Annotated in this window: 26 protein-coding genes; 13 read left to right on the top strand and 13 right to left on the bottom strand. The window is 39.8% G+C overall.

Annotated features, from left to right (window positions below; genetic code table 11):
• Positions 1-4 precede the first annotated feature (4 nt).
• Both PAND9192_RS20820 and argA read right to left on the bottom strand, forming a co-directional pair.
• The gene (locus PAND9192_RS20820; protein WP_200817842.1) at positions 5-160 is read right to left on the bottom strand and encodes a DUF5993 family protein; all 156 of its coding nucleotides are present in this window, start codon (positions 158-160) and stop codon (positions 5-7) included.
• A 137-nt stretch (positions 161-297) separates the two neighbouring features.
• Positions 298-1,626 carry an amino-acid N-acetyltransferase gene (argA, locus tag PAND9192_RS18020; protein WP_087854860.1) on the bottom strand — a complete coding sequence of 443 codons (1,329 nt, stop codon included), beginning with the start codon at positions 1,624-1,626 and terminating at the stop codon, positions 298-300.
• Between the two features lie 189 nt (positions 1,627-1,815).
• On the opposite strand from argA, the gene PAND9192_RS18015 reads away from it, so the two are divergent.
• The 3 genes from PAND9192_RS18015 (at position 1,816) to tcdA (ending at position 4,456) form a co-directional block, all read left to right on the top strand.
• Positions 1,816-2,187, top strand: a complete 372-nt coding sequence (locus tag PAND9192_RS18015; protein ID WP_087854859.1) for a DUF2850 domain-containing protein — start codon at positions 1,816-1,818, stop codon at positions 2,185-2,187.
• Positions 2,188-2,394: 207 nt separating this feature from the next.
• Positions 2,395-3,528 carry a murein transglycosylase A gene (mltA, locus tag PAND9192_RS18010; protein ID WP_087854858.1) on the top strand — a complete coding sequence of 378 codons (1,134 nt, stop codon included), beginning with the start codon at positions 2,395-2,397 and terminating at the stop codon, positions 3,526-3,528.
• Between the two features lie 118 nt (positions 3,529-3,646).
• Complete coding sequence (gene tcdA / locus PAND9192_RS18005) at positions 3,647-4,456, top strand: tRNA cyclic N6-threonylcarbamoyladenosine(37) synthase TcdA (protein WP_087854857.1); 810 nt, start codon at positions 3,647-3,649, stop codon at positions 4,454-4,456.
• Positions 4,457-4,554: 98 nt separating this feature from the next.
• Here tcdA and csdE read toward each other — a convergent pair whose 3' ends face one another.
• Both csdE and csdA read right to left on the bottom strand, forming a co-directional pair.
• Positions 4,555-4,992 carry a cysteine desulfurase sulfur acceptor subunit CsdE gene (gene csdE, locus PAND9192_RS18000; RefSeq protein WP_087854856.1) on the bottom strand — a complete coding sequence of 146 codons (438 nt, stop codon included), beginning with the start codon at positions 4,990-4,992 and terminating at the stop codon, positions 4,555-4,557.
• Positions 4,993-5,011: 19 nt separating this feature from the next.
• Positions 5,012-6,232 (bottom strand): cysteine desulfurase CsdA, encoded by a 1,221-nt coding sequence (gene csdA, locus PAND9192_RS17995; protein ID WP_087854855.1) that lies wholly within the window; start codon positions 6,230-6,232, stop codon positions 5,012-5,014.
• A 365-nt stretch (positions 6,233-6,597) separates the two neighbouring features.
• Here csdA and PAND9192_RS17990 point away from each other — a divergent pair, with 365 nt between their 5' ends.
• From PAND9192_RS17990 to PAND9192_RS17970, 5 genes are all read left to right on the top strand, one after another.
• A complete protein-coding gene (locus PAND9192_RS17990) occupies positions 6,598-7,518 on the top strand; it encodes a transcriptional regulator GcvA (RefSeq protein WP_087821801.1) in 921 nt (306 codons plus the stop codon).
• Positions 7,499-8,185 carry an alpha/beta family hydrolase gene (locus PAND9192_RS17985; protein ID WP_200817841.1) on the top strand — a complete coding sequence of 229 codons (687 nt, stop codon included), beginning with the start codon at positions 7,499-7,501 and terminating at the stop codon, positions 8,183-8,185. Before PAND9192_RS17990 ends, PAND9192_RS17985 begins: the two co-directional genes overlap by 20 nt.
• 13 nt (positions 8,186-8,198) lie before the next feature.
• A complete protein-coding gene (locus PAND9192_RS17980) occupies positions 8,199-8,600 on the top strand; it encodes a DUF423 domain-containing protein (RefSeq protein ID WP_087854854.1) in 402 nt (133 codons plus the stop codon).
• A 10-nt stretch (positions 8,601-8,610) separates the two neighbouring features.
• On the top strand, positions 8,611-9,696 hold the full coding sequence (gene rlmM, locus PAND9192_RS17975) for a 23S rRNA (cytidine(2498)-2'-O)-methyltransferase RlmM (RefSeq protein ID WP_087821799.1): 1,086 nt from the start codon (positions 8,611-8,613) through the stop codon (positions 9,694-9,696).
• A 68-nt stretch (positions 9,697-9,764) separates the two neighbouring features.
• Positions 9,765-10,778: a hypothetical protein gene (locus tag PAND9192_RS17970; protein ID WP_087854853.1), complete on the top strand. Its 1,014-nt coding sequence runs from the start codon at positions 9,765-9,767 to the stop codon at positions 10,776-10,778.
• 67 nt (positions 10,779-10,845) lie between these two features.
• On the opposite strand, the gene xni is transcribed toward PAND9192_RS17970, so the two are convergent.
• From xni to queF, 5 genes are all read right to left on the bottom strand, one after another.
• On the bottom strand, positions 10,846-11,619 hold the full coding sequence (gene xni, locus PAND9192_RS17965) for a flap endonuclease Xni (protein ID WP_087854852.1): 774 nt from the start codon (positions 11,617-11,619) through the stop codon (positions 10,846-10,848).
• A gap of 77 nt (positions 11,620-11,696) precedes the next feature.
• A complete protein-coding gene (gene ppnN, locus PAND9192_RS17960; RefSeq protein WP_060998774.1) occupies positions 11,697-13,070 on the bottom strand; it encodes a nucleotide 5'-monophosphate nucleosidase PpnN in 1,374 nt (457 codons plus the stop codon).
• 224 nt (positions 13,071-13,294) lie between these two features.
• Positions 13,295-14,851, bottom strand: coding sequence for a GGDEF domain-containing protein (locus PAND9192_RS17955; protein ID WP_087854851.1), 1,557 nt, complete (start codon positions 14,849-14,851; stop codon positions 13,295-13,297).
• Between the two features lie 131 nt (positions 14,852-14,982).
• On the bottom strand, positions 14,983-17,262 hold the full coding sequence (locus PAND9192_RS17950) for a tetratricopeptide repeat protein (protein WP_087854850.1): 2,280 nt from the start codon (positions 17,260-17,262) through the stop codon (positions 14,983-14,985).
• Between the two features lie 121 nt (positions 17,263-17,383).
• A complete protein-coding gene (gene queF / locus PAND9192_RS17945) occupies positions 17,384-18,235 on the bottom strand; it encodes an NADPH-dependent 7-cyano-7-deazaguanine reductase QueF (RefSeq protein WP_087854849.1) in 852 nt (283 codons plus the stop codon).
• Positions 18,236-18,321: 86 nt separating this feature from the next.
• Here queF and syd point away from each other — a divergent pair, with 86 nt between their 5' ends.
• Positions 18,322-18,876: a SecY-interacting protein gene (gene syd / locus PAND9192_RS17940; protein WP_087854848.1), complete on the top strand. Its 555-nt coding sequence runs from the start codon at positions 18,322-18,324 to the stop codon at positions 18,874-18,876.
• A 3-nt stretch (positions 18,877-18,879) separates the two neighbouring features.
• Positions 18,880-19,656, top strand: a complete 777-nt coding sequence (locus PAND9192_RS17935) for a Zn-ribbon-containing protein (RefSeq protein WP_087854847.1) — start codon at positions 18,880-18,882, stop codon at positions 19,654-19,656.
• A gap of 39 nt (positions 19,657-19,695) precedes the next feature.
• Here PAND9192_RS17935 and PAND9192_RS17930 read toward each other — a convergent pair whose 3' ends face one another.
• The 4 genes from PAND9192_RS17930 to PAND9192_RS17915 form a co-directional block, all read right to left on the bottom strand.
• Positions 19,696-19,968 carry a hypothetical protein gene (locus PAND9192_RS17930; RefSeq protein WP_087821793.1) on the bottom strand — a complete coding sequence of 91 codons (273 nt, stop codon included), beginning with the start codon at positions 19,966-19,968 and terminating at the stop codon, positions 19,696-19,698.
• A gap of 26 nt (positions 19,969-19,994) precedes the next feature.
• Positions 19,995-20,225 (bottom strand): DUF2789 family protein, encoded by a 231-nt coding sequence (locus PAND9192_RS17925; protein ID WP_087854846.1) that lies wholly within the window; start codon positions 20,223-20,225, stop codon positions 19,995-19,997.
• Positions 20,226-22,561: 2,336 nt separating this feature from the next.
• Positions 22,562-22,876 carry a DUF3301 domain-containing protein gene (locus PAND9192_RS17920; protein ID WP_087854845.1) on the bottom strand — a complete coding sequence of 105 codons (315 nt, stop codon included), beginning with the start codon at positions 22,874-22,876 and terminating at the stop codon, positions 22,562-22,564.
• 31 nt (positions 22,877-22,907) lie between these two features.
• Positions 22,908-23,948, bottom strand: coding sequence for a DUF3549 family protein (locus PAND9192_RS17915; RefSeq protein ID WP_200817844.1), 1,041 nt, complete (start codon positions 23,946-23,948; stop codon positions 22,908-22,910).
• A gap of 161 nt (positions 23,949-24,109) precedes the next feature.
• Between PAND9192_RS17915 and PAND9192_RS17910 the strand changes: the two genes are divergently transcribed.
• The 3 genes from PAND9192_RS17910 to PAND9192_RS17900 all read left to right on the top strand — a co-directional run bounded on the left by PAND9192_RS17910 (position 24,110) and on the right by PAND9192_RS17900 (position 25,779).
• Positions 24,110-24,427, top strand: a complete 318-nt coding sequence (locus tag PAND9192_RS17910; RefSeq protein ID WP_087854843.1) for a YqcC family protein — start codon at positions 24,110-24,112, stop codon at positions 24,425-24,427.
• Positions 24,428-24,436: 9 nt separating this feature from the next.
• Positions 24,437-25,210: a tRNA pseudouridine(65) synthase TruC gene (gene truC, locus PAND9192_RS17905; RefSeq protein WP_087854842.1), complete on the top strand. Its 774-nt coding sequence runs from the start codon at positions 24,437-24,439 to the stop codon at positions 25,208-25,210.
• A gap of 107 nt (positions 25,211-25,317) precedes the next feature.
• The gene (locus PAND9192_RS17900; RefSeq protein ID WP_087854841.1) at positions 25,318-25,779 is read left to right on the top strand and encodes a flavodoxin; all 462 of its coding nucleotides are present in this window, start codon (positions 25,318-25,320) and stop codon (positions 25,777-25,779) included.
• Positions 25,780-25,796 lie beyond the last annotated feature (17 nt).

The following is a 25,796-nucleotide window of genomic DNA, read 5'->3' as shown; positions in this document are numbered from 1 at the left end:
CTCCCTAGAGTAAAATAGATAGAGAATCTGTTGCATGGTGGTGGAACCAATACAGCCCCAAAACAACAGTGATGGCAAAAATAAAATAACTAGCAGCTTTTTTTCCAGTAAATGCGCAGAGCATTGCAACAAATACCAGTAGAAACAGTAAACTCATCATAAGCGATTATTTAACCTTTCTTTTGTATGTATGTTATTTATAGTTATTAAAATTATTATATTAAAGTGACTAACTTTAGGTTTCATCATACATTATAAACATATAAATTAACACTTTGTTACATTCTTGTTCTAGTTTTAACTGGTTGGCGTTATAAGTATTTTAGAGCGACGTTGGTAGTTATAGAGGTCTTTTTTCACCAAAGGTAATTGTTCGATATCGCATTCATAGAATCCTTGTTCACGAAACCAATGCAGACTACGGGTAGTGAGAACAAAAATGTTATCAAGGTCAGATTCTCGCGCTTGCTGGCATAATTTATTGAGAAGTAACACGCCGCGATCCCCATCTCTAAAGTCTGGATGAATAGCAACACAAGCCATCTCTGCCATTTTTTCTTCTGGATAAGGGTAAAGCGCAGCGCAGCCAATAATCAAATTATCAAGCTCAATCACAGTAAACAGAGTAATTTCCCGTTCAAGTTGTTCACGAGAACGGCGCACTAAAATTCCTTCGGCTTCCAAAGGCTGAATTAGATCGAGAATTCCTCCAATATCATTAATGTCAGCACGACGGATCTTTTCGGCACTCGACATGACAATTTGCGTACCAATACCATCTAATGAAAACAGTTCTTGGATCAATGCACCGTCTTGTTTATAGCTCAATAAATGACTACGAGGTATACCTGCTCGACAAGCTGTAATCGCACCACGTAGAAAACGCCCAGTACCGCTTTGTTGCTCATCGTTATCGATAAGCTGTTGTAATGTCAGTTCTGCTTCATGGGGTAATAATTCAGAGATAATATCGTTATTGCTATCAACGACTCCTTGCTCAGAACAAAATCCAATCAGTTTATCTGCGCCTAATCGTATTGCGACCTGAGTCGCTATTTCTTCTGAGGTGAGATTAAAACACTCACCAGTCACTGAACTGGCAATAGGACCAAGTAATACAATCGAACCTTGCTCTAGCTGGTTGGTTATCGCAGTACTATTGATTCGCCGAATTTTTCCGCTATGACAAAAATCGATACCCTCATCAATGCCTAGCGGTTGAGCAATAATAAAGTTACCGCTAATGACATTAATTTGTGAACCTGCCATTGGAGTATTATTGAGTCCCATTGAAAAGCGAGCTGTAATATCAAGTTGTACTTGTCCTGCTGCTTGTTTGGCTATTTCTAAACTATGCTCATCGGTGATTCTTATTCCCTTATGGTAAGGGCTAGTGTAATGCTGCTGTTGTAATAAGGCGCTTATTTGTGGGCGAGCGCCATACACCATTACAATATGAATCCCTAAGCTGTGTAGCAAAGCAATATCGCTAACAATGTTGGCAAAATTGGGGTCTGCAATGGCCTCGCCACCGACCATGATCACCATGGTTTTACCAACATGGGTATTTAAATAAGGGGCTGACTGACGAAATCCTTTTACCAGTGGGGTCTTACGTGTATTCACAAGCGATATCCATATCTGTATTTATGGGTGATTTATAACCAATAAATTAAAGCAATTGTTTGCTTTGTGCAGCATTTAAATGACATTAAGGTTAAATCGTTAATTATCACTGTGATTGATTAAGTATTGAACGTCAAAGCCGCTATATAGTTATAAATATAGCCATGTATTGATGGGGTGAACCAGCAAATGAAACTGCAGCATTTTTGGGTTGAACAGTGTCAATATGGACGTTGGATAATTATCGTTGCTATAACTGTGATTGTGTTTGCTATCGGATCGCTTCAATTGCAGACAGCTATCGATCAGCATCAACAACTAATGCAACTGGTGATTGGAGAGTGGCAAGAGCAAGGCGTTGCTCCAGAGAAGGTCGAAACATTTGAGGTTCGTCAACAAGGTATTTATCGTCAAGGTCGATTATTAACCTCGAATTATTCTTGGAATGGCACTCAATTACGTTACCAATTTGGCGATCAGCTTTATAGTTATCGTTATCAAGATAATGCGCTTATTCGGCATCAGTCGGTACATTATAGCGCGGTATTTGAGCGCCAATAATCTATTTGATGTTGTGATTGAACTTTACTGGTAGCAGATTAGTCTTAAATACTTTGATGGTGTTATGTCAGTTATCCGTTGATTGTTTGAAATAGTTACTTCTTTTTAGAAAGTGTTTGTTAGTATTGTCATCTGCTTACAGCTTTGGCATAAGTAAACGAGCTGTCATTTCCATATTTTTGTAAAACTTTTATAGGCTTATCTATCGTGTTACGTAAAGCAACCGTTGCAATTATTCTTTTCAGCTTGGTGGGATGTTCATCACCTGAAGGTACGACAACAGAAAAACCAAGTTTAGCTGCAGTTGGTAATCCATTAGCACACCAATATCTAGGCCGAGATTTTAAGCATGTTTTAAATAAAGTGGCGCAGATTGAATCAAATAAATCACATGATTACAGCACTTTTGCACCACAGGCTAAAATGGTTACTTCACGTTCACCATCAATGGCGCGTAAATTTGAACCGTTATATAACCAAGTTGAAAATTGGGCTAATCACAGTGGCGATCCAAGCACATTAGCGAAATATGGTATTCAAGCAGCACAGATGGGCGGTGCCAATGGTGAAGGCAATGTGATGTTTACTGGCTATTATTCACCAGTGATCGAGTTACGTCATAAACCAACCAATGTATTCCGTTACCCAATTTATGCGATGCCAACTTGTAAAGGTCGCTGTCCTTCGCGAGAACAAATTTATGATGGTGCGTTAGCTGGTCAAGGTTTAGTGTTGGGTTACAGTAAATCAATGCTTGATGTGTTTATGATGGAAGTTCAAGGCAGTGGTTTTGTTCATTTTGAAGATAATAACCAGCTGCAATATTTTGGTTATGCGGGTAAAAATGGCCATCGTTATGTCAGCATTGGCCGTGTATTGATTGATCGTGGTGAAGTGCCTAAGGCGAAGATGTCATTGCAAGCCATTCAAAATTGGGTTGCTCACCATAGTGAAGCTGAAGTACGTGAATTATTAGAGCAGAATCCTTCATTTGTATTTTTCTCACCTCGTAAAACATTAGATGTGAAAGGTAGTGCAGGTATTCCATTATTGGCAAATGCTGCAGTAGCTGCAGATCGTAAATACATTCCAATGGGATCGGTATTATTAGCAGAAGTGCCACAACTTGATGCTAAAGGTAACTGGACTGGTAAGCATGTATTACGTTTATTGTTAGCTTTAGATACTGGCGGTGCAGTGAAAGGTAATCACCTAGATTTGTATCATGGTATGGGTAAACAAGCCGGTACAGATGCTGGTCACTACAAACATTTTGGGCGAGTATGGCGTTTAGGTCTTAAAGGTTCGGCCACTCAAGACCCGTGGTTAATGCCCAAATAAGTGTATTAACTCAGCTATCGCTGCCATGGTTATTGTGGCAGCGACTAGACAATTGCTATCAGAGTGCGTATAAAAACGCACTCTTTGTTTATCCACCTCAAGCAGTGTAGAACCCAGTATGCGTGAATTAGATACCCCAGCATCCGATAGTTATAATCAGCGTTTTGGCGGCACTCGTCGTTTATATGGCAATAGTGAAGTTGAAATTCTTCGCGCTGCGCACGTGTGTGTGATTGGTATTGGCGGCGTAGGCTCATGGGCCGCTGAAGCATTAGCCCGTTCAGGTGTGGGTGAATTGACGTTGATCGACATGGATGATGTCTGCGTAACCAATATTAATCGTCAAATTCATGCAATGACAGGCACTATCGGTCAAAGCAAAATTGAAGTGATGGCAGCACGTATTCAACTAATTAACCCTGAGTGCAAAGTTAATTTAATTGATGATTTTATCGGGCCAGATAATCAAGCGCAGTATTTATCGGCTCAGTTTGATTATGTCATTGATGCGATTGATAGCCTTAAAGCAAAAGCCTCATTACTTGCATATTGTAAAAGTAATAAAATCAAAGTGATCACAATTGGCGGCGCTGGTGGACAAACAGATCCAACTCAGATTCAAGTTGCTGATTTAACTAAAACGATTCAAGATCCATTGGCGAGAAAATTACGTGAAACCTTACGTCGCCAGCATAATTTCACTAAAAATCCGAAGCGTAAATTTGGCATTGATTGTGTTTATTCCACAGAACATTTGAAATACCCGCAAGCCGATGGTTCAGCATGTGCGATAAAAGCCACAGCGGAAGGGCCTAAACGAATGGATTGTGCGAGTGGTTTTGGCGCAGCAACAGTTGTAACTGCAAGCTTTGGTTTTGTGGCTGTCGCTCACGTGATTAAAAAATTGATTGAAAAGTATCATCAATAAATTAATCGCATTGTACGATAAGCAATAGCAAAAAGCGGATGATTTAGCATCCGCTTTTTTGTGTTTGTTTGGTCGAGGGGGCGTCGTCTGTGGCTATTTTAGGCCGCAAGTTGCTTTATTTGCTCAACAATCGCTTTTAAGCCATTACCACGAGAAGGGCTTAAATGTGCCATCAGCCCTAAGTTTTCAAAATAAGCATCGATATCAAAATGGTTAATTTCAGCTGCCGTTTTGCCATGATAAGCCGCAAGCACGAGGGTGATTAAGCCGCGTACAATACGTGCATCTGAATCGGCAATAAAGTAATAGCGGCCATCAATTATTTGATGATGTAGCCAAACTTGCGATTCACAGCCACTAATTTTAAGTTGATCTTGTTTATAACTGTCATCTAGCTGTGGCAGCTTTTTACCTAACTGAATCACGTTGCGATAGCGATCTTCCCATCCTGTCGCAGCTTGCATTTGAGCAATGATATCGGCGGTAGTGATTTCAGTTCCAAAAGGATGCAGAGGTAGCGTTATAGTGGTGGTCATCTTTTTTCCTTGGCTGCTATTACAATAAATCGCAGGCTTTATGTAGCGCAGAAATAAAACGCGCGACATCTTGTTGATCATTATAAAGTGCTAATGATACCCGTAATGTTCCTGTTAATCCTAGTGCATCTAGCATTGGGTGGGCACAATGGTGGCCTGCTCGTAGTGCGATATGCTGTTGATCAAGCAAGGTCGCAATGTCTTGATGATGAACACCATCAACCACAAAAGAAAATAGGCTTGCATGTGGTTGCAGGCCAATAATACGCAATCCTTCAATATCTTTAATGCCATCTAAGGCTTGTTGGCGTAAATTAGCAATATGCTGTTCAGCGCCTTGACGGTCGATATTTTGTAACCATTCAATCGCTGCTGCAAGGGCTAAGCTGCCTGCTACATTAGGTGTTCCAGCCTCAAATTTACTGGGTAAACCAGCATAATCTGTGCCTGAAAAAGAGACTTTTTCGACCATCTTGCCGCCGCCGTGCCATGGTGGCATCGCTTCTAATAGTGCTTGTTTGCCATAAAGAACTCCAATACCAGCGGGCGCGTAAATTTTATGGCCTGAAAAGACATAAAAATCAGCGTCAAGCGCTTGCACATCAACCTGCTCGTGGGCAATGCCTTGCGCACCATCAATCACGACAACTGCGCCATAGTGGTGAGCTGCGGCTATCATTGACTCAATCGGATTGCGAGTGCCTGTGACATTGGTGATATGAGCAATAGCGACGATTTTGGTTTTATTTGATAATAAATGCTGATAAGCATCGATATCTAGGGTGCAATTTTGAAGCATTGGAATTTTAACGACTTTAGCACCAGTTTGTTCCGCGACCATTTGCCAAGGCACAATATTGGCATGGTGTTCCATTTCACTGACTAAAATTTCATCTCCTGCTTGTAAGTGGCTACGAGCATAAGTTTGTGCGATCAAGTTTAATGCTTCAGTAGCACCACGAGTCCAAATGATTTCTTTAGGGCTAGCTGCCCCAATAAATTGTTGGACCGTTGTTCGAGCTTGTTCAAAAGCGAAGGTCGCGTTAGTCGTTAAACTATGGCTACCTCGATGCACATTGGCATTATAGCCGCTGTAATAGTGACGTAGGGTATCGATAACAATCGCCGGTTTTTGAGCTGTTGCTGCGCTGTCTAAATAAACCGCCCGTGGTGCAGCATCTGAATGTTGCAGTGCAGGAAATTGGGTTTGAATTTGGTTGATATCGAATGGTATGGTCATAGCGGGTCACATTACAGAAATTTGAATTATCGATGATGCTAATAAATGCCAGGAAGAGCAAGTGTTGCGATGATTTTTGAGTAATAAAAAAATAGCACTGCGTTGGGGCGCAGTGCTAACAATTACTTTGACACAGAAGTCAAAATACAGGAAGTAAAGAGGTAGATAACTACCTATCCGGCAGGATCCGGACAATATGCAAACACAACATCGCAATGCTGATTGAGCGGTTAGCCAGAGGGCAAAACACAAAATGTTAATCAACATTGCGGAACGAATAATAGGGTTTATATAGCACTTAAACAATGGACAATTTATAATGTTTGAGATGAAAAAAACTAATGCATTAGAGAGCATCGAAAAGTATGTCTAGACGTTTACCTCCGCTTAACTCATTGAAGGTGTTTGAAGCTGCTGCAAGGCATTTAAGTTTTACTCGAGCAGCTGAAGAATTGTTTGTTACTCAAGCTGCAGTTAGCCATCAAATTAAAGCCTTAGAGGAATTTTTGGGGTTAAAATTATTCCGTCGCCGCAATCGTTCGTTACTGTTAACAGAGGAAGGGCAAAGTTACTTTCTTGATATTAAAGATATCTTTTCATCGATTTCAGATGCGACAGATAAGGTACTAGAAAGGGGCTCAAAAGGTGCATTAACCATTAGTTTACCTCCTAGTTTTGCGATTCAGTGGTTAGTGCCAAGATTGACTGATTTTAATGAGCAACACCCTGAAATAGACGTGCGTATTAAAGCGGTTGATCTTGATGAAGGATCGCTGACGGATGATGTTGATGTTGCGATTTATTATGGTCGTGGTAATTGGTCGGGTTTACGTGCTGATAAGCTATATCAAGAATTTATGATGCCAGTGTGTTCACCAATGTTATTAGTTGGCACTAAACCATTACGTACTATCGAAGATTTAAAATTACATACTCTATTGCATGATACTTCACGTAAAGAGTGGAAGAACTATGTTCGCCATTATGATGTAAAGGGCGTCAATGTTAATCAAGGGCCGATCTTTAGTCATTCAACTATGGTGTTACAAGCCGCCGCTCACGGCCAAGGTATTGCATTAGGTAATAATGTTCTGGCTCAGCCTGAATTAGAAGCGGGAAGATTAGTGTGTCCGTTTGATGAAATTCTGGTAAGTAAAAATGCGTTCTATTTTGTATGTCAGGAAAAACAAGCGGATACCGGACGCATTCAAATTTTCCGTGATTGGATTTTAAATAAAGCCCGTAAAGAGCAAGAGGATATGCCTGATGTCATTGAAGAAGTGTGAGTATTTGATTGATGGCCCTGATGCTAAAGATGCGATAGCGACGTTTTTATTTGCGCATGGTGCTGGTGCCGGAATGGATCATGCTTTTATGACCACGGTTGCTTGTGGTTTAGCAGCACATAATATTCAGGTGGTACGGTTTAATTTCCCGTATATGATCAAACGTGCCGAAGATGGTAAAAAACGTCCGCCTGATCGCTTACCTAAATTATTACTCGATTTTCAAACCCATATCGAACAGTTTGATAATGGCAAGTTAGTCATTGGTGGTAAATCAATGGGGGGACGAATGGCGAGTTTAATGGTGACCGATATTGCCGCCCAAACAGCGCTAGTTAATAACTGTGCAGCAAAAGTTCGTGGTGTTGTTTGCCTTGGTTTTCCTTTTCATCCGCCAGCAAAGCCTGAAAATTATCGTGGCGATCATCTAGCAACTATCAGCGTGCCAACGCTTATTTTGCAAGGTGAACGCGATACCTTTGGCGTGCGTAGTGAAGTTGAACAATGGCCATTTTCAGCTCAGGTGAGTTATCAGTTTTTAGCCGATGGCGATCACGGTTTTAAACCACGTAAAGCATCAGGGCATACTGAAGCTGAAAATATCACTATCGCCATTGAGTCATTAGCGGCCTTTATTAAAAAGTGTGTTGCTAGTGAAGTAGCATAGAGGTGTAGTCATAATGGTTGAATTAACCGCTAAACAACGTCAACAATCACGACTGATGCTAATGTTTGCCGCATGTAGTGGCGTGGTGATGGTGGCTTTAGGGGCATTTGCTGCACATGGTTTAAGCCATACATTAGCTCCTTATTTACTCGATGTGTTTAAAGTCGGGGTTCAATATCAGGCATGGCATACATTAGCATTATTAGCTTGTGGAATATTGTCACGCTTTTTGCCATCAAAAGCGTTATCATACGCGGCGCTGTTTTTTGGCCTCGGTATAATTTGCTTTAGTGGCAGTTTATATGCGCTGGCTTTAACCGGCATTAAATGGTTTGGTCCTATCACACCGATGGGCGGAATATGTTTTATTATTGGCTGGGTAATGCTCGCAATAGCAGCCTGGCGTTCAGCTTGAGGGTTCCAACGTGAATCAAGTTTTATTGTACTGTCGTCCTGGCTTTGAAAAAGAATGTGCCGGAGAGGTTCAAGACAAAGCAAATACGCTGGAATTGTTTGGTTTCCCTCGGGTGAAAAACAATTCAGGCTATGTGTTATTTGAGTTCTATCAAGCAGGTGATGCTGATAAATTCATTAAATTACAGCCATTTTCACAGTTGATTTTTGCACGCCAAATGTTTGCTACATCAGCAATGTTGAGCGGTTTACCTGCAGAAGATCGTATTTCACCTATTTTAGAAACCATCGGTGAAAACTTTCCTATTTGTGGTGATTTGCGCATTGAAACACCAGATACCAATGAAGCGAAAGAGCTGTTGAAGTTCTGCCGTAAATTTACGGTGCCATTACGTCAAGCAATGCGTAAACGTAATGTTTTATACGTTAAAGATAACCATAAAAAACCAGTATTACACGTGTGCTTTATTGCTCCTGGTTGTTGTTTTGTTGGTTATTCTTACCCGCAAAATAATTCCCAATTTTTTATGGGCATTCCACGTCTTAAATTCCCAGCAGATGCGCCAAGCCGTTCAACGCTGAAATTAGAAGAAGCATTTCACGTATTTATTCCTCGTGAAGAGTGGGATGAGCGTTTAGCTCCTGGTATGTGGAGTGTTGATTTAGGTGCGTGTCCTGGTGGCTGGACATATCAACTGGTAAAGCGTTCGATGTTCGTTCACGCGATTGATAATGGCACTATGGCACAAAGCTTAATGGATACAGGCCAAGTTAAATATCATGCAGTTGATGGTTTTAAATATGAACCAGCACGTAAAAATATTACTTGGATCGTATGTGACATGATTGAAAAGCCAGCGCGTGTAGCGCACCTAATGGGTGAGTGGCTAATAAAAGCATGGGCAAAAGAGGCTATTTTCAACCTTAAACTACCAATGAAAGGCCGTTATGATGAAGTACTACAAGATATTGAAAATCTAAAAGTATTGCTGATTAAAAATGGCGTCAAGTTTAAGCTGCAAGCGAAACATTTGTATCATGACCGTGAAGAAATTACGGTCCATATTCAGCGCTTGGATAATCGTTCAGCGTATTAATTCTTAATTATTCAAACCAAAGGAGTCAATGCTATTATGTTGACTCCTTTATTACGGTTATTTATATTATGAATAAAAATTCTCCTAAAACTAATTTGGTTTTCTTCTATTCGGAAGGTGCACCAAACGATGATGCTTTAGACCTATCAGAAAATAAAAAACTAGTTATAGATGCAGCGAAAGATCATGTTGATAATATTAGTTACTACACGCCTAAAAAGTTAAGAGATCTTGGATTTGAAGGTTATGTAAGGGAGTATGATAGTTCAGGTTTAGTCTCTCAAAATCCTGGAATGTCTAAAATTGGTTTTTGTGCTTGGCGTCCACTTATTTTATTGCTTGAAATGGAAAAGATGAATGAAGGTGATATCTTAATTTATCGTGATTCAAATATTCTAAAATATAGAAAGCTATCTAATTATAATGATATTAAAAATATTGCGGAGCAATGTTTAACATTATGTGGGTTTGATTTTTTTATTCCTCATCATGATTCTTTAATAAAAAACCGAGAATTAACGAAGACAAATATTATTAGAGAACTTGGAGAGGATAACTTTTTTTCATATGAATATCCTGCACTGCAGGCTGCGTTTATTGTAATAAGAAAATCGGAAGCCTCCATACAGTTGTTACAAGAATGGTTAGACGCGTGTAGTAACGAAGAGTGGATAAACGGTAAACAGTATGGTGAGTTAGATTCGCAATTTCACCACTCTACACCTGAACAAGCAATACTGAGTATAATAATTGCAAACTGGGTAAGGAAAGGAACTCATAATATACCTGTTACTTATCCTTTGATATCTATTAGAGCAGGTAGAGATATAAATAAGATTACTTTTAGAACCGACTTTTCATATTTAACTATTTTGAATAAAAGTGATGCTGAGTATATTAATTTACCTAGCTATATAAATAAAAAAAATGTTAAAGGGTTACTTGAATTTTCGAATACATTAATATCAACTTTTATATTGAAGAAAAAGTACGAAATATTAAAAGCATATAATAAGATTAAACCTAGTAAAAGAATCAATGGTAAAATTATATCTCTTAGAGAAAAGCTGGGTAAAGAATAATCATTATTTAATCATAAGCTATCACATATTATAAATATGATAACTTATGATATTTAGTCTTTTTTATTTATTGTGGCATGATGTAACGAATATCTTGCAAATTAAAGCCTAGTGTTAAATCGGTTTTTAAACTTGCGACAGCTTTTGATGCGCGAGCTGTCTCTTCATTGCCAGTGATTTTCTTTTGCCATTTAGGCGCAAGATCGGTCGCTGTAAGAATCGCTTCAAGGTTAGGGTAAAGGCTTAATAATTCAACTGCCGCTTTAGGACCAATACCGGCAACGCCCGGGATTTTACTGGAACTGATGCCTGCTAATCCCCAATAGTCAGTTAATAACTGTGGCTTAACACCATATTCTTTTTCAATAAACGGGCTATCAAGCCAGCGCTGTTGAAAGTAATCCCGAATACGTAATGTTGGCTGCAGTAACTGACAATAACCTTTATCGGTTGAAACGATAGTCACTTGTTCATTACGTGAGGCGACTTTTAAGGCTAAGGTTGCCACTAGATCATCGGCTTCATCACCATCAGATAATAGTGAATCAATGCCGATCGCCATAAATGCATCTTGAATCGTATCCATGCCTGCTAATAACTCTGGCGGCATTGGTTTACGACCTTCTTTATAGTGCGGCAGTAACTCTGCTCGCCAGCCACGATCATCACTATTATGATCAAACACCGCCACAATATGGCTGGGCTGGGTGCTACTAATGATTTTCTGTAATGCCTGACAACATACTCTGGCAGTGTTGTCGACATCGGGTTGCCCCGGTTGCGCCGCATGCACGCGACGAATAAGATTTAATGCATCAATAACAACGAGGTGAATAGCCATAAATAAATTCTGTTTAGATGAATAAAAGGAGCGCTTAGGCTCCTTATTGTACGCAAAACTGTTACCAAATAACGAACTTATTTCGGTTGCTGGTGCGAGTTGACGATTTCATAACAAGGCTCGTATTTACTACCAGGTAATTTCATTCGTTGTTGGTCGACAAAGTTCTTCAATAGTTTATCCATACGCTGCATCAGTACTTTATCACCATCGATTTTAAAGCGACCATATTGCTCAATTTCATGAATACCTTCTTCTTTGACATTACCTGCGACAATACCTGAAAACGCACGGCGTAGATTAGCTGCCAGTTTTTCTTTCGGCTGATCCATGTGTAAATCTAAGCTCGCCATTGCTTTATGGGTAGGTGAGAAGGGCATTTGAAAATCTTCTGGGATCGTCAGTGACCAGTTAAAGCAATAAGCATCACCTGTTGCTAAACGGTGTTCTTTCACGCGCGCCATCGATGCTTTCATCACTTGGGCAACTTCGGCAGGATCGCCGATAATAATTTGATAATGCTGAGTTGCCGCTTCACCTAAAGTATCACGAATAAAATCATCTAAAGTGCGAAAGTAAGCTTCACTTTCTTTAGGGCCGGTGAGGATTAATGGTAGCGGTTGTTCAGCGTTATCAGGATGCATTAAGATCCCTAAAATATACAGCAGCTCTTCCGCAGTACCAGCACCACCTGGGAAAATAATGATCCCATGGCCAACTCGAACAAAAGCTTCTAGGCGTTTTTCGATATCAGGTAAAATAACTAATTCATTGACGATAGGATTAGGTGGCTCAGCGGCAATAATTGACGGCTCAGTTAAACCAATAAAGCGGCTGCCAGAATAACGTTGTTTGGCATGACCAATGGCAGCTCCCTTCATTGGGCCTTCCATTGCGCCAGGGCCGCAGCCAGTACAAATATTAAGTTCACGTAAACCTAATTCATTGCCGACTTCGCGAGTATATTGATACTCAATTGGATTAATTGAGTGGCCGCCCCAACACACAATAATATTAGGATCTTCGCCAGCATGTAGCGTGCGGGCGTTACGCAATAGACTAAACACAAAGTCAGTAATATGAGGTGCGCTAGCAAGATCGATATCGTTACGACGTGCAATATGCATATCAACATAAATAATGTCGCGTAATACTGAAAACATGTGTTCTTGAATACCGCGAATAATACGCCCATCAACGAACGCATGCTCTGGTGGGTTCACCAGTTCGATTTTAATACCACGCTCACGACGTAATAGGTTAATCGCAAAATCGAGGTGTTTTTCAAGTAATTCTTTGGAGTTATCAGTGTGGCTACCTGAATTTAAAACCGCGAGAGAGCAGTTGCGATAGAGGCGATACAAATCACTGGATGCGGTAGCTTTTAAGCTGTCGGCTTCTATTTGTGATAATAGGTTCATAGCGCCGATAGGGCTGATATGCGTTATCATAATAACCTCCCTGGTAATGATGAAACAGCATGTTCATTTATTGATTATAGGCAGAGGCGCAATCACCAATGAGTAGGTGTTAAAATCAAATAAAGAACAATAGTTTGACGGTAAGATAATTTGTTTCTTTGTAGTTACCATACACAGGGATTATATTTTTGACCAGTAAATGATAATAATAATATAACGCCGTCGATAAAGAGATGTGGAGCTATGGTTGACACTTAAATTTGGTCAATAATAATATTACAACGAGGATGTTGTGCGTGAAGTAATGCTGTTTCAGCTCGTTCGATAACTTGTTTAGGGGTGTCATTGTTAGCAAAAAAACTGCTGCTGATAGAGACCGACATTGCCACACTTTGACCTTTGAAGTGAAGCGGTAACTGACTCACTGCCGCGCGAATATTTTTTATCGTTTGATGACGTTGTTGGTCATTACAATCGGTAATTATTAGCATAAAGGCATCATCATTAAATCGAGCAATAAAATCAGTAGGATTTAGTTGTTGGCTAATCGTTTTGGCAATAATTTTAAGTGCCTTATCACCCGCATTATGACCATAATCTTGATTAAGCTGACTAAGATCATCGATATCAATCAGCATTAACAGCAATGGGGTTTGGTAACGTAACCAGCGTTGATATTCATGTTTAAGCCGATCATCAAACGCACTACGGTTATAGGTTAAAGTTAATTTATCTCTAAAGATATTTTGTTCTTGTTGGCTTAAACGTTGATGATAACTGTGAGTTTGTTGTTGTACCTGATGGACTTTATTATCATTATGATTTAATTGTTCTATGAGTGCTTGTTCCCGCAGCTCTAACTGACTATTACGTTGGGCTAGTTGCTGTAGTTCATTGGCAAGATTGACTAATAAAGGCGTTGCTGCTGGTGTTTTTTTAAGACTCAGTTGTTGATTAATCGTGGTTGCTATCGTTGCAATACTAGTATTGAAGTCACAGCGATGCTGGTGTAAAACAGCAAAAGAGCTTGCTGCTTTAGCGGTATTTTTTTGCAATGAGGCTAAATCACTGTTGAGTGTATTTAAAAACTGCTGTGAGGCATGACGCTCAGCATGAGTGCCTGCAACAATAAGGCGCAACACTTGTAATAATAATGTTTGTAACCTTGTTTGATTTACCCCTTGGGTTAATTGCTCTCTAATCACAAACAGTTGTTCACCTTGTTCATTGGTGAAGTCTATTTCGGAGATGACAAGTAACAATTCCGCTGCTAATTCGACCTCAAAGCTTGGCTGTTGGTCTGCTGATAAAGTGGTACCGTTATTGTTGGCTGCAATTAATTTGATACTACGCTCATACAGTTCAAGTAAGCGTAATATGCGTTGATGATTGTCCAACAATGTTGTCGATGGTTGATTGAAAATACCGCGTAGATCACGCTGCAGCGATTGTGGTAAACCTTGGTAATGCGAAAGGGTACGGCCGCGTTGACTAATATGGTGTTGTAAGCGTTTATTTTGGAGTTGAATTACATCGGCTTGTTGAATGACTAGGCGTTCAACTATCGATAATCGCGGAATCAATCGGCTGATCTCTAGTGGCTGTTCAAGATCGAGGCTGATGGCTTGTAAGCTTGTATCGAGTTCATTATCAATCCCTCGACAAGCAACGGCTAACCGAGTGATCAGCCGTTTTAAGATTACAATTTCACGTCGCGATTTCAGATTGGAATCACGATAAGAAAGTTGAGCAAGGTCTAATCGTTGTTTTAGAACGCCGACTTCGTTAACAATGGCACTAATATCTGTCATTGGTTATGCATCTGCATTTATACAGTTAAAATCCATTTAATTCATAATGTTACTGATATTGTTGGACATGCTACCAAAAATAAAACCTGATAGTTAGCGCTATTTATCAGAGTTTTGTGCTCGTTGTATATTTAGTTGATATCGTTGTTAATATTGTGATCGTAGTTCCAGATTATTTCATTATTAGTTGAACTACGCACTTTTACTAATCCTTTATCAATGCCTTCAATACAAGAACGACGAATATTATCGCCGACAAAACTCGCGGCTGGTGCAGCATCGATAGCACAAATGTGAACCCAATGACTTCCAGGTTGCTTATCGTTGAGGCTAATACCGGCATCGACAGCCATCAGCAATATATCGATTAACTCTTGATCATTAATTGCAGTATAGGCACGAGGTAAAAATGGGTACTCTGCCATACCTATTTGTAATGAATTATTGATATTGAGTGGCAAAGTATAGTTATCAATTAATAGCTGCATTGATTCTGCTAACTGCTTTGGATCACAGCTTAAACGTGCATTAGGCTCAATATACAAGAACATCGCATCAGAAAAGTGATAAATACGCGCCGGTTCTAATACTTGTTGCTGTAAATAATTACCAAACTCTTTTTCGGCGGCGAGGCCCTGTTGGTAGCCTTTTTCAAGATAAATCCGTTTTAAGAATGATACTTCAAATAACGCAAATCGTAATCTATCGCTTAAAGGTTCATTTATTATTTCACCAAGATGCCATTGCTCAAAGTTAGCACTGCTCTGTTGCAGAGAGTTTGCTAGACGTGCATTTAGCATCCTTAGGTTACGTAATCCACTACGAGGGTGAGTATAGTAATCGGTGGTGAGTTTTGTGAGTTGTTGTTTTAATTGTTTATTAATATGTTGTCGACGCCATAATAATAATAACAAAATCACTAACACGCCAATGAGGGTTAAAGAAATTTGTTGTTGTTTATACAATGCATTTTTATTGATGAATTGCTCACGTTCCATATCTTCAAGCTTCAGTGAACGTTCCATCATTTTTTGCTGCTGTTTAAAGACTTCGGTGTTGCTTCTGGTCGCATTTTTTTGTTTGGCAGCATACAGTTGCTCATAGCGACGCTGACTCAGTAACGCATTGTAATAGTCATTTTGTTTTTCAAATGCTTCAGATAAAATCGATTCACCCATTAACTGTAAATTAGTGGCGCCAATACGACTTGCTGAAATTAAACCTGCTTGCAACGATGTTATCGCATCATCCAATTCACTTTTTTCGAGCTCTAATTGCCCTTGTAGAATTTGGCTTTCAGCAACAATTTTTTCATTACCACTTTGAAGTGCAAGGTTACGTGCCTGAACAATGTATTGTTCTGTTTTAGAGTAATTACAAAGGTGCAAATAAATCCGCGCAATATTAAGGCGTAAACTTGCAGAACGAAGATCATGTTTGAGCTGGTTCTCTTGATCAAGCGCATTAAAATAATGCACCAGTGCAAGGTTATATCGCCCTTGCTGCTCATAAATAGAAGCAATAAGAGCCAAGGTTTTGGCTAATTCTTGGGTACGTTTATAACGTTCAAAAAATTCACCAGCTTGCGTGGCATGCTCAAGCGCTTTATCAAGTACATGTCGCTCTTCAAATAACTGTGCTAATTCATAGTTAGCGCGCGCAATTTGTGGTTGGTCATCATTTTCAACTGCAAGCCAATAACCGCTCAATAAGCGATCAAGTGCCATATCATAATGGTCATGACGTAAATAATGTTGGCCAAGTGTGAGTTGATAATTAATAGTTTCGTCTTTATCGTCAAATGTGACTAAATAACCTTTAGCTTTGATAAACAACTTTTCGGCTGCTGAATCTTTACCAATACTTGATTCAATCAGCGCGCGTAGCATCATTGATTTATATTTTAACTCTTGCAACTGACGACTTAAATTTATTGGCTGCGTCTGCTTCATTTCAATATTGAGGGTGTTGAGCATTTTTAGCGCAGTTGCACTATTACTTAAATTAACCCAGTAAAATTGAGCCAATAAAATACGACTTTCAAAGACACTGAACATTAAATTATTGTCAAATGCCGTTTTTTCCGCTTTTTTGATTACGGTAATGGCTTTCTCTGGTCGTTGTAATAGTGATAAAGCTTGGGCTTGAATTTGCAGCGCATTGACAGTGTTGAGTGGTGTACGGGTTGAATGATCCGCTTCACCATTAAGATGCACTCGTGATGGGTCTTGTGGCTGGCTTAGACGACGTTGTTCGAGGTAACTGTTAGTGATTGTGAGTGTTCTTTCTGGTTGATTAACCAGCAAACTCTGTGCTTCGGTGAGGATCGGCGAGCTATAAATTTTTGCTTGAAGATCAAATGAGGTTGTTAGTAATACTAACCCAGAAATTAATAGGCCACGAAAAATCATATAGTCTCAAAACAGCACAATAACACACAAGATGGTGTTGATTTTACGGGGTTAATGCATCAAGTCCAGCAAAGTAAAGATTTTTACCGGACTTAATGTTGAATTCGTCGTTAGGATCTACTTACTGACGCGCAAGACGGAAGTTATCACTTGGTGTTTTACCCATGTTGGTACGATATGGATTGATATCTAAACCACCACGGCGGGTATAACGTGCATAAACAGTCAGTAATTCTGGCTGACAAAAACGCATAATATCGTTAAATATACGCTCAACACATTGTTCGTGGAACTCATTGTGATTACGGAATGATACGATATAACGCAGTAATTGCTCACGGTCGATTCGATTACCTTTATAAGCAATACGTACGCTACCCCAATCAGGTTGGTTGGTAATTAAGCAATTTGATTTTAACAGGTGGCTATGAACAATTTCTTCAACGATATCATTATTATCTGCAGCGCCTTCAAGGTATTCAGGCTTGAAACTGTAGTCATTAATTTCAATATCTTGATCGTCAATGCATTCGCCAAAGAAATTAACGATTGGTTGATCATTAAAATCAGTCAGCGGCTGAATGGTAACGTCAACATCTTCACCAGCACAACGTGACAAATCAATTTGCAAAGTATCAGCAATAGCTTGCCAGCCATCAAAACGGGTTTGATTGAAACTGTTTAGATACAGTTTAAAAGATTTTGACTCAATAAGATTAGGGCTTGATGCAGGTAAGCGCACTTCACCAATAGCTACTTGAGGTAGGCCTTTTTTATTGAGCCAAGATAATTCGTATAATGTCCAAATATCATAGCCAGTGAATGGCAGTGCATCATCGCTGATATTAATATCGGTACGGTTCAAGCTTCTTGGTACAGGTTGCAGTAGCGATGGATCGTACTGATCTTTATACTCTGTCTTTTGGCCAAGGGTTAAACCGGCTAATTCTTTAGCGTCTTTATATTTACTCATACTGTCTATGACACTCTTGGATTAGAATAAATGTCCGTCGAAACGGTTTAAACCTAAAGTTTACTGAATCTTTTATGAGGTTGCGAATGAATCATCCTGTTACCTGCGCTTTATCTGATTTTTCTGCTCGTTATTTACAAGCATGGTGTGATGCAGATCGCGGTTTTCCTGTAAGTGAGCATTTAGTCGGGCTTATTTCGCTGTGTGTAGTCAATGATAATGGTAAAAATGTAACTTGGAAACCGATTGAGCGTCAGTCAATGATTACTCTAGAGGGGGTCGAGAAAGGCATGGATTTAGCCCTCCATAGTGATATCAATGCTTTTTATGGATCACAATTTAGCGGCGATATGAGTGCGATGTTTGGTGAGTTATCACTTGATTTATTGCAAGCTTTTAATGATGACGATATCGAGCGTTTACAACAAAATATTTTAGGTCACCTAGTGACGCAACGTCGCATGAAGCTGAAACCTACCGTATTTATTGCTGTAGTTGATGATGAATCACAAGTTATTTCTATTTGTAATTTAACCGGCCAAGTGGTGTTAGAAACCTTAGGTAAAGATACTCGTCAAGTATTAGCCAATGATATTGTGACTTTCTTAGAGCAATTACAGCCAGTAGTGGCAGAGGGCTAAGGCGTGTTTGTTGTAGAGTTACAATTTGAATGTTTTGATAATACTACCTTATCGCAGGTCGATAGTGCGATAAATGGCTTAATGGATGCATTGCGTTATAACGGCCAAGTTCTGGGACGAGAGTTTCCGGTGGTGATTGACGAGGGGATATTTCGAGTTCGAGTTGTATGCCCAGAGAAAGAGAGCCTTCATTCCCGTTACAATAGTCCTCAAGTGAACGTGTGTTATGAGCAATTAACACTATCGTGCTTGTTAACCCCTAAAATAAAACTATTAGGGGTTGATCTTAACTCCGATTCTGTTGCTGAAAGTTTCTCTCCATCATGGCAAGTGCTTTATACCACCTATGTTCATAGTTGTTCACCATTGCGCAGTGGTGATACGTTACTGCCGATCCCATTGTATCAAACCGGAGCAGTCACTGATGGTGATTATAAAGCGATCATTAAATGGCAAACTGAATGGCAAGCTTTTGATGAAATTCAAATGGCGATTAAAAGCCCAACAGCGGTGAGCATGGCACTGACTGAAATTGGTGATGTAGATAGTGAGCTGTTTGTGCGAGGACGCAATTTATGTCGCCATATTGAAACCACGACTGAAGTTCCGACTTATTACTATCAGTACCGTGTTGGTGGTGAAAGCGAAGCAACAGAGTTAGCGCGAAAGTGCCCAAGTTGTGGTGGTGAATGGCATCAATCTGAAGCAATACATGGTTTGTTCCACTTTAAATGCGATCGTTGCCGTATCGTATCAAACATGTCGTGGAACTTTCAGTAAACATAAAAAAGCACCTATAAAACAGGTGCTTTTTTATCACTAGCGTTCAGCTTCCAAGCGCGCCAAACGTGTTGATAGCGCTAGCACCTGTTGCTCTAGTTGCTCGATACGTTGCTCGGCGGTTAATACTCGTTGTTGTTTTTCTATATGTGGTACTTTGGCATTTTTTTGCCATGCTTGTAGTGCTTTAATGATCACCGGGATAGGCAGTGATGTTGTTAACCGAGCCTTAATTAATGCTACTGATGGTTGTTTATTCTCGATAACTAACTGTTTAATAGCCTGTTCTATTTCTTTGGTGATGGTTGACATTGTTATTCCTAATCTAGACGTAGTCACTATTTTCTAAGTAAGGCATCTAATTGATCGATGACCTCACACCAATCCGCGTCTTGCTGTTGTGATTCAATAATAAATTGTTGTTGAGTTGGAATTAAAAAAGGTGCTTCTGATAATTTTTGGTGTTGCTCTAGTTGATGAGTTTGTAAAAAATGCTCAATAGATTCTGCTGAGTTATCTAATCCTAATTGACTGAATAAGTTAGCTAAGTCGTGATTGAAAGCTTCCATATTGATCCCTTACTTTGCACTATTTTCCTTTGACTGAGTATAGTGGATATCGACTTAAAGGGTTATTTGGGCCAAATAGCTAATCTCTTTGTAAGAGATCTCTTACAAGAGCGTAAGATATTAAGCTACTTATTAGTGAATATGACGTTTTATTTCTCATGAAGTAATTGATAGTTATGTGTTTTTATTTTTAGTGTGGCTGTGGAATGAAAAAAAATGTCAGAAAGTGTTTAAATCTATATTGTGGATAATAATCAAAAGCGTAATCTTAATGGTGTCGAAAGGATACGACATAACGGAACAGGAAAGTGCCACGGATACAGGCAGTCTCAGGATGAGATACTGGTAAACTAGGATGGTTTATCGGATATGGAATGTGAAGGGAATATCGTAGGATGCGATAATAAGTAAACAGGATGTTTACTGGTCAGGAAGACACTAGGATAAACTTCAGGATGAAGTAAGGAACACCTCTAGGATTGAGGCATAAAGGAACACTTCAGGACGAAGTAAAGGACACCTCCAGGAAGGAGATGAGAGTCAGAACAGGATGTGATGACGGGTTAGGATGGCCATAGGAACAACTTCAGGATGAAGTACAAAGGACAATGCTGACGGAACACAGCAGTCAAAGGATGGATGCAGGGAGCAACATAGTAGCGGGATAGCTGCAAGTAAGACCTCAGGGCGCGACGAAAGTCGCGCCCGCTCTTTTTTGTGGGCAGAAGAAAAAATAATCTAATCAGTTGTCGTGATAGATTTGTTTGGACTCTTTAAAGCTAACTTGTTTTTATTCGCACCTCGCACCTCGCACCTCGCACCTCGCACCTCGTATCTATCTGTCTAATAACGATATTTTGCTACGTATGAATAAATGTGATAACTCGTGAATGGCTTTTGACTACTTGCTGTGTGCGAGATCTCTTACAAATCTGTGGGAGATAAGCATTATAATTGTGATTATATATCTATGCTTTTTATGTAACTATATGTTTAATAATGTTTTAGTTATATATGGTCATAAATATTCATAAAAATTAAAAAAACACATTTTGGTAGATATAGGATTTAGGCGATAACTCGCATAATATTAATAGTGTCGAAAGGATACGACATAACGGAACAGGAAAGTGCCATGGATACAGGCAGTCTCAGGATGAGATACTGGTAAACTAGGATGGTTTATCGGATATGGAATGTGAAGGGAATATCGTAGGATGCGATAATAAGTAAACAGGATGTTTACTGGTCAGGAAGACACTAGGATAAACTTCAGGATGAAGTAAGGAACACCTCTAGGATTGAGGCATAAAGGAACACTTCAGGACGAAGTAAAGGACACCTCCAGGAAGGAGATGAGAGTCAGAACAGGATGTGATGACGGGTTAGGATGGCCATAGGAACAACTTCAGGATGAAGTACAAAGGACAATGCTGACGGAACACAGCAGTCAAAGGATGGATGCAGGGAGCAACATAGTAGCGGGATAGCTGCAAGTAAGACCTCAGGGCGCGACGAAAGTCGCGCCCGCTCTTTTTTGTGGGCAGAAGAAAAAATAATCTAATCAGTTGTCGTGATAGATTTGTTTGGACTCTTTAAAGCCAACTTGTTTTTATTCGCACCTCGCACCTCGCACCTCGCACCTCGCACCTCGCACCTCGCACCTCGCACCTCGCACCTTTAATATTGTAACAACAATGGCGTTATTCTACTTACCGCGTAAGAGATCTCTTACAAAAATGTGGGATTATTTCGCTATTAATAACTATTTATCGTGATGGAAAAATAGTTATTTTATATTTATCAGGTGGTTATAATTCAAACCTTTAATGTTAATCTTTGTTAAAAATATTTAATGGAATATTTCACATTGCGTCATTTTTGCTATGGGATAATATGTTGTCATCAGCTGGAGCTGACAAGGATTAAGGAATAGCCATGGAATTGGCTGCTTAGGATGAGCATATAGATGATGAGGATTATCATCTAGCAGGATGCGAGGATCTTCTGGGATAGAAGGCCATAGATGGGATATCTATTAGTCAGGATGACTATATTCTAGGATGGAATAGCAATACTTCAAAACGAAGTCAGGAACAACTTCTAATGAAGAGAAGGACACCTCCTTAGTGGAGAGAGAGTCAGTGTTGGATATACTGATGGGTCAGGGATTACCGAAGAATGACTTCTAGGATGAAGTTAAGATTTACCAGGGGATTTACGCATATCAAGGATTGATGGCAAGGAGCACAATAGTAGCGGGATAGCTGCAAGTAATATCTAAGGGCGTGGCAATTATTATTGTCACGCCCATTCTTTTTTAAGGGAGTTGCTAATCAGTAATTACCGCTTTCTGGAATTCGATGTGGCGGCAAATAAAAATAGCTTGCTCGAAGACGCTTCATTTCAAGATAGCCTTGATATACATCGATTCCATCAGCCGAAAATTCAAATACGAATACCGTTCGCCAGCCCCATTCGCCATGATGATCTTTAAGTTTTTGCTCTCCGCGAGCAAAACTGATCATTTGCAGGCCCATATTTTTACAGCGTTGTTCAATATAATACTGTGCCAGTTCGGTTTGACGTCGTTGCTGCCAAAATAAAAAGCCAATAGTCGCAATAATTAAAATGCCGAACAGATTACCCATATAAAAAAGCCCTTATAGACTATAAATGCAATCAGTGATTTTTAGCATGTTGCTGTAGTTTTTGAATTGCAGTAACCAGGGCAGGATCTGCTTGTCCATGCAATATTTGTAGCATGATTCCACGTAATAATGGCTGCATTACGAGATCTGTAAATAATTGGTTAAACAATGTTTGATCTTGGGTTTCAGCTAAACGTAATAAAAACAATGAAGCAATATTGGTATCGCTAAAGCCGCTCCAACAACGACCCGCAATCGCAATTAATACTTCGCGATGACACAGTGCTGGCTGATTTAATACTGTGAGTAATGTTTGTTGTAATTGTTGTGGGGCACTACCAGCTAGCGCACGTACTAATGCAGCAATTAAAAATAAGTCGGGTTGAGCTTGCTGGCACTCAAGGGCTAAACGTTCGTTGATACGTTGCGTGAGAGGATCTGGTATCGTGCAATGCTCAAGACAACCTAATAATGCATACAGTGGTGTCATTGGCAGATGATTGAGAGCTTTACGTAATAATGTCGCATTATTGTGTTGTGAAATGCGGGCACAGATATCAGCTAATCCTTGTAGTCCGATATGTTGCCATTGCTGCCAATCTTGTTGACCCGATAAATAGGCTTGTGCATCAGCATAATATTGACTAGGTGGTAACGATAGTAATACTCGTAGTTGAGCATTAAAAATTGCCATCTTGTCGTCATTAGGTTTAAACGTGTAAGGATTGTTAGCTAGTTTTTGTTGCTCATCTTCTGTTGGCGTACTATTGAGACTCGCTCCCATCGCTTCAATCACATACTTAATAAAGTCACCGACAGCGGCTTGTTTTAAGAGTCCGCGCTCATCAAGTGGTAAGCGTAAAAACCATACCCAAGGCGGTTGCTGGTGTTGCCAAAAAGAAATTGCAATGTGTGCATGTTGTTGTAGTGGCCATGGATAAGGCTGGCGATTTTCTTCAACCGCTTTAAATTGGCTAATTTCAATTTCATTAACGCGCCGGCCTAAATCGAAAATATTATAACGACAACCCGCGTTATCAAGTAGTTGGGTTAAAGTATGAAACGTTTCCATGGACATGATAAATAAAGCTCCTTTAATCAGCTTGTCAGTATAATTACTAGCGTTAACTCAGCATACCTGCGAATAGGCTGCTAATCATTATAATATAGTTGGGGCGTGACTGTTGAAATGCTATCCTGCGCCGTTTTTATTATCAACCAAGAGGGGCTGAGGTGGATAAATATCATCAAAGTCAGCAATTACTCGCTCAGTTAGAAAATAGATTACAGCACCATCAGTACTGGGAAACGATCGCCCCTGAAGCTCAATCTTTGGCGAGTATTGAGCCATTTGCGATTGATACTTTAGCTTGTCATCAATGGTTGCAATGGATTTTTATTCCTAAACTACGTTATTTAATCACGCATAAATTACCGTTACCGACTCAGTTTGCGATTGCTCCTTATGTTGAAGAAGCGATGAAAAATCAACCTGGAATGGTCGATATTGTGGTGACTGTACGTGAAATAGATCAATTGTTTAAAGATTAAGTGAGCATAATGGAACTGGAAATTTTATACCGCGATGATGCGTTAATTGCCGTTAATAAACCTGCAGGTATGTTAGTACATCGTTCTTGGCTAGATAGCCATGAAACGGTATTTGTGATGCAAACTTTACGTGATCAAATTGGTCAGCATGTGTTTCCATTACACCGTTTAGATAGACCGACATCTGGAGTACTGCTATTTGCACTTTCAAGTGAAATTGCAGCCATGATGATGCCGTTATTTGCGGGGCGAGATATACATAAAACTTACCACGCCATTGTCAGAGGCTGGGTTAAAGAAGCAGCGGTGCTAGATTATCCATTGAAAGTGATGTTAGATAAAATTGCCGATAAAAAAGCCTCTGAAGACAAAGAGCCTCAAGAAGCAATTACCGCTTATGCACCATTAGCAACGGTTGAAACAAATATTGCAGTAGGCCCTTATGCGACTAGTCGTTATAGTTTAGTTGAGATGAAGCCTGAGACCGGTCGTAAACATCAACTGCGCCGTCATATGCACCATTTAAATCATCACATGATTGGTGATGTTAATTATGGTGATGGTAAACATAATCGTATGTTCCGCGAACATCTAGACTGTCATCGATTGATGTTACATGCGTCACGATTACAGTTTACGCATCCATTAACTGGAGCGGCGGTGGATATTCGAGCTAATATTGATGAGGTCTGGCAACAGGTAATGACAACATTTGGCTGGTCACCAACATTGTTGTTAGATACTCCCGATACAATCACAGCAACAATAATGAATGCGTTGTAGTGCAAACTTCTTAGGTTAAATTTACATCAGTACTTGCTTTTCTTTGGTGTAATAGCCAGATTGGTAGGAGTCCCTTATTGAGGACGTCTTACAGCAAAGGAGAGCGAATGAATAAGTTAGGCATATTTGTAGGCTCTGTATATGGTGGAGCAGAAGAGTTAGCAGAAACATTAGCGGCTAAATTAATATCAGTACCAGTTGAGATTTTCTTTGATTCAACCTTAGATGACTTTATGGCCTATGATGCTGACACCGTGTTAGTGATAACATCGACCACAGGTCAAGGTGAGATTCCAGAAAATCTTCTGCCGCTATATGTGGCGCTAAAGGATCAATTTCCACTATTGCCTAAGCAACGTTATGGTGTGATTGCTTTAGGTGATTCTAGCTATGGTGAAGATCGTTTTTGTGGGGCTGGGCGTCAATTTGATGCGTTATTAAGTGAGCTTAATTCACAATCAGTTCAACCACGATTAGATATTGACGCAGGTGTTCATTTTGAACCGCTAGAGGTTGCTGATGCATGGTTTGCTCAATTTGTGGCAACTGCCGAGCAAGCGGCAGCATAATTAAATGGTTGAGATAA

The sequence above is a fragment of the Photobacterium andalusiense genome (assembly GCF_900185625.1).
In the GTDB taxonomy this organism is placed as follows: domain Bacteria; phylum Pseudomonadota; class Gammaproteobacteria; order Enterobacterales; family Vibrionaceae; genus Photobacterium; species Photobacterium aquimaris.
The sequence above is the reverse complement of the archived record's forward strand: the minus strand, read 5'-3'. Positions and strand labels throughout refer to the sequence as shown.

Bases quoted from the DNA above. Each gene is read 5' to 3' on its own strand.
- xni (WP_087854852.1), bottom strand. From the start codon at position 11,619: ATGGCTATTCACCTCGTTGTTATTGATGCATTAAATCTTATTCGTCGC.
- PAND9192_RS17900 (WP_087854841.1), top strand. From the start codon at position 25,318: ATGAATAAGTTAGGCATATTTGTAGGCTCTGTATATGGTGGAGCAGAA.
- truC (WP_087854842.1), top strand. From the start codon at position 24,437: ATGGAACTGGAAATTTTATACCGCGATGATGCGTTAATTGCCGTTAAT.
- PAND9192_RS17985 (WP_200817841.1), top strand. From the start codon at position 7,499: ATGTCATTGAAGAAGTGTGAGTATTTGATTGATGGCCCTGATGCTAAA.
- ppnN (WP_060998774.1), bottom strand. From the start codon at position 13,070: ATGATAACGCATATCAGCCCTATCGGCGCTATGAACCTATTATCACAA.
- PAND9192_RS17980 (WP_087854854.1), top strand. From the start codon at position 8,199: ATGGTTGAATTAACCGCTAAACAACGTCAACAATCACGACTGATGCTA.
- csdE (WP_087854856.1), bottom strand. From the start codon at position 4,992: ATGACCACCACTATAACGCTACCTCTGCATCCTTTTGGAACTGAAATC.
- PAND9192_RS17925 (WP_087854846.1), bottom strand. From the start codon at position 20,225: ATGGAAGCTTTCAATCACGACTTAGCTAACTTATTCAGTCAATTAGGA.
- syd (WP_087854848.1), top strand. From the start codon at position 18,322: ATGAATCATCCTGTTACCTGCGCTTTATCTGATTTTTCTGCTCGTTAT.
- PAND9192_RS18015 (WP_087854859.1), top strand. From the start codon at position 1,816: ATGAAACTGCAGCATTTTTGGGTTGAACAGTGTCAATATGGACGTTGG.
- PAND9192_RS17915 (WP_200817844.1), bottom strand. From the start codon at position 23,948: ATGGAAACGTTTCATACTTTAACCCAACTACTTGATAACGCGGGTTGT.
- tcdA (WP_087854857.1), top strand. From the start codon at position 3,647: ATGCGTGAATTAGATACCCCAGCATCCGATAGTTATAATCAGCGTTTT.
- PAND9192_RS17970 (WP_087854853.1), top strand. From the start codon at position 9,765: ATGAATAAAAATTCTCCTAAAACTAATTTGGTTTTCTTCTATTCGGAA.
- PAND9192_RS17950 (WP_087854850.1), bottom strand. From the start codon at position 17,262: ATGATTTTTCGTGGCCTATTAATTTCTGGGTTAGTATTACTAACAACC.
- PAND9192_RS20820 (WP_200817842.1), bottom strand. From the start codon at position 160: ATGATGAGTTTACTGTTTCTACTGGTATTTGTTGCAATGCTCTGCGCA.
- PAND9192_RS17955 (WP_087854851.1), bottom strand. From the start codon at position 14,851: ATGACAGATATTAGTGCCATTGTTAACGAAGTCGGCGTTCTAAAACAA.
- PAND9192_RS17920 (WP_087854845.1), bottom strand. From the start codon at position 22,876: ATGGGTAATCTGTTCGGCATTTTAATTATTGCGACTATTGGCTTTTTA.
- PAND9192_RS17990 (WP_087821801.1), top strand. From the start codon at position 6,598: ATGTCTAGACGTTTACCTCCGCTTAACTCATTGAAGGTGTTTGAAGCT.
- csdA (WP_087854855.1), bottom strand. From the start codon at position 6,232: ATGACCATACCATTCGATATCAACCAAATTCAAACCCAATTTCCTGCA.
- PAND9192_RS17930 (WP_087821793.1), bottom strand. From the start codon at position 19,968: ATGTCAACCATCACCAAAGAAATAGAACAGGCTATTAAACAGTTAGTT.
- queF (WP_087854849.1), bottom strand. From the start codon at position 18,235: ATGAGTAAATATAAAGACGCTAAAGAATTAGCCGGTTTAACCCTTGGC.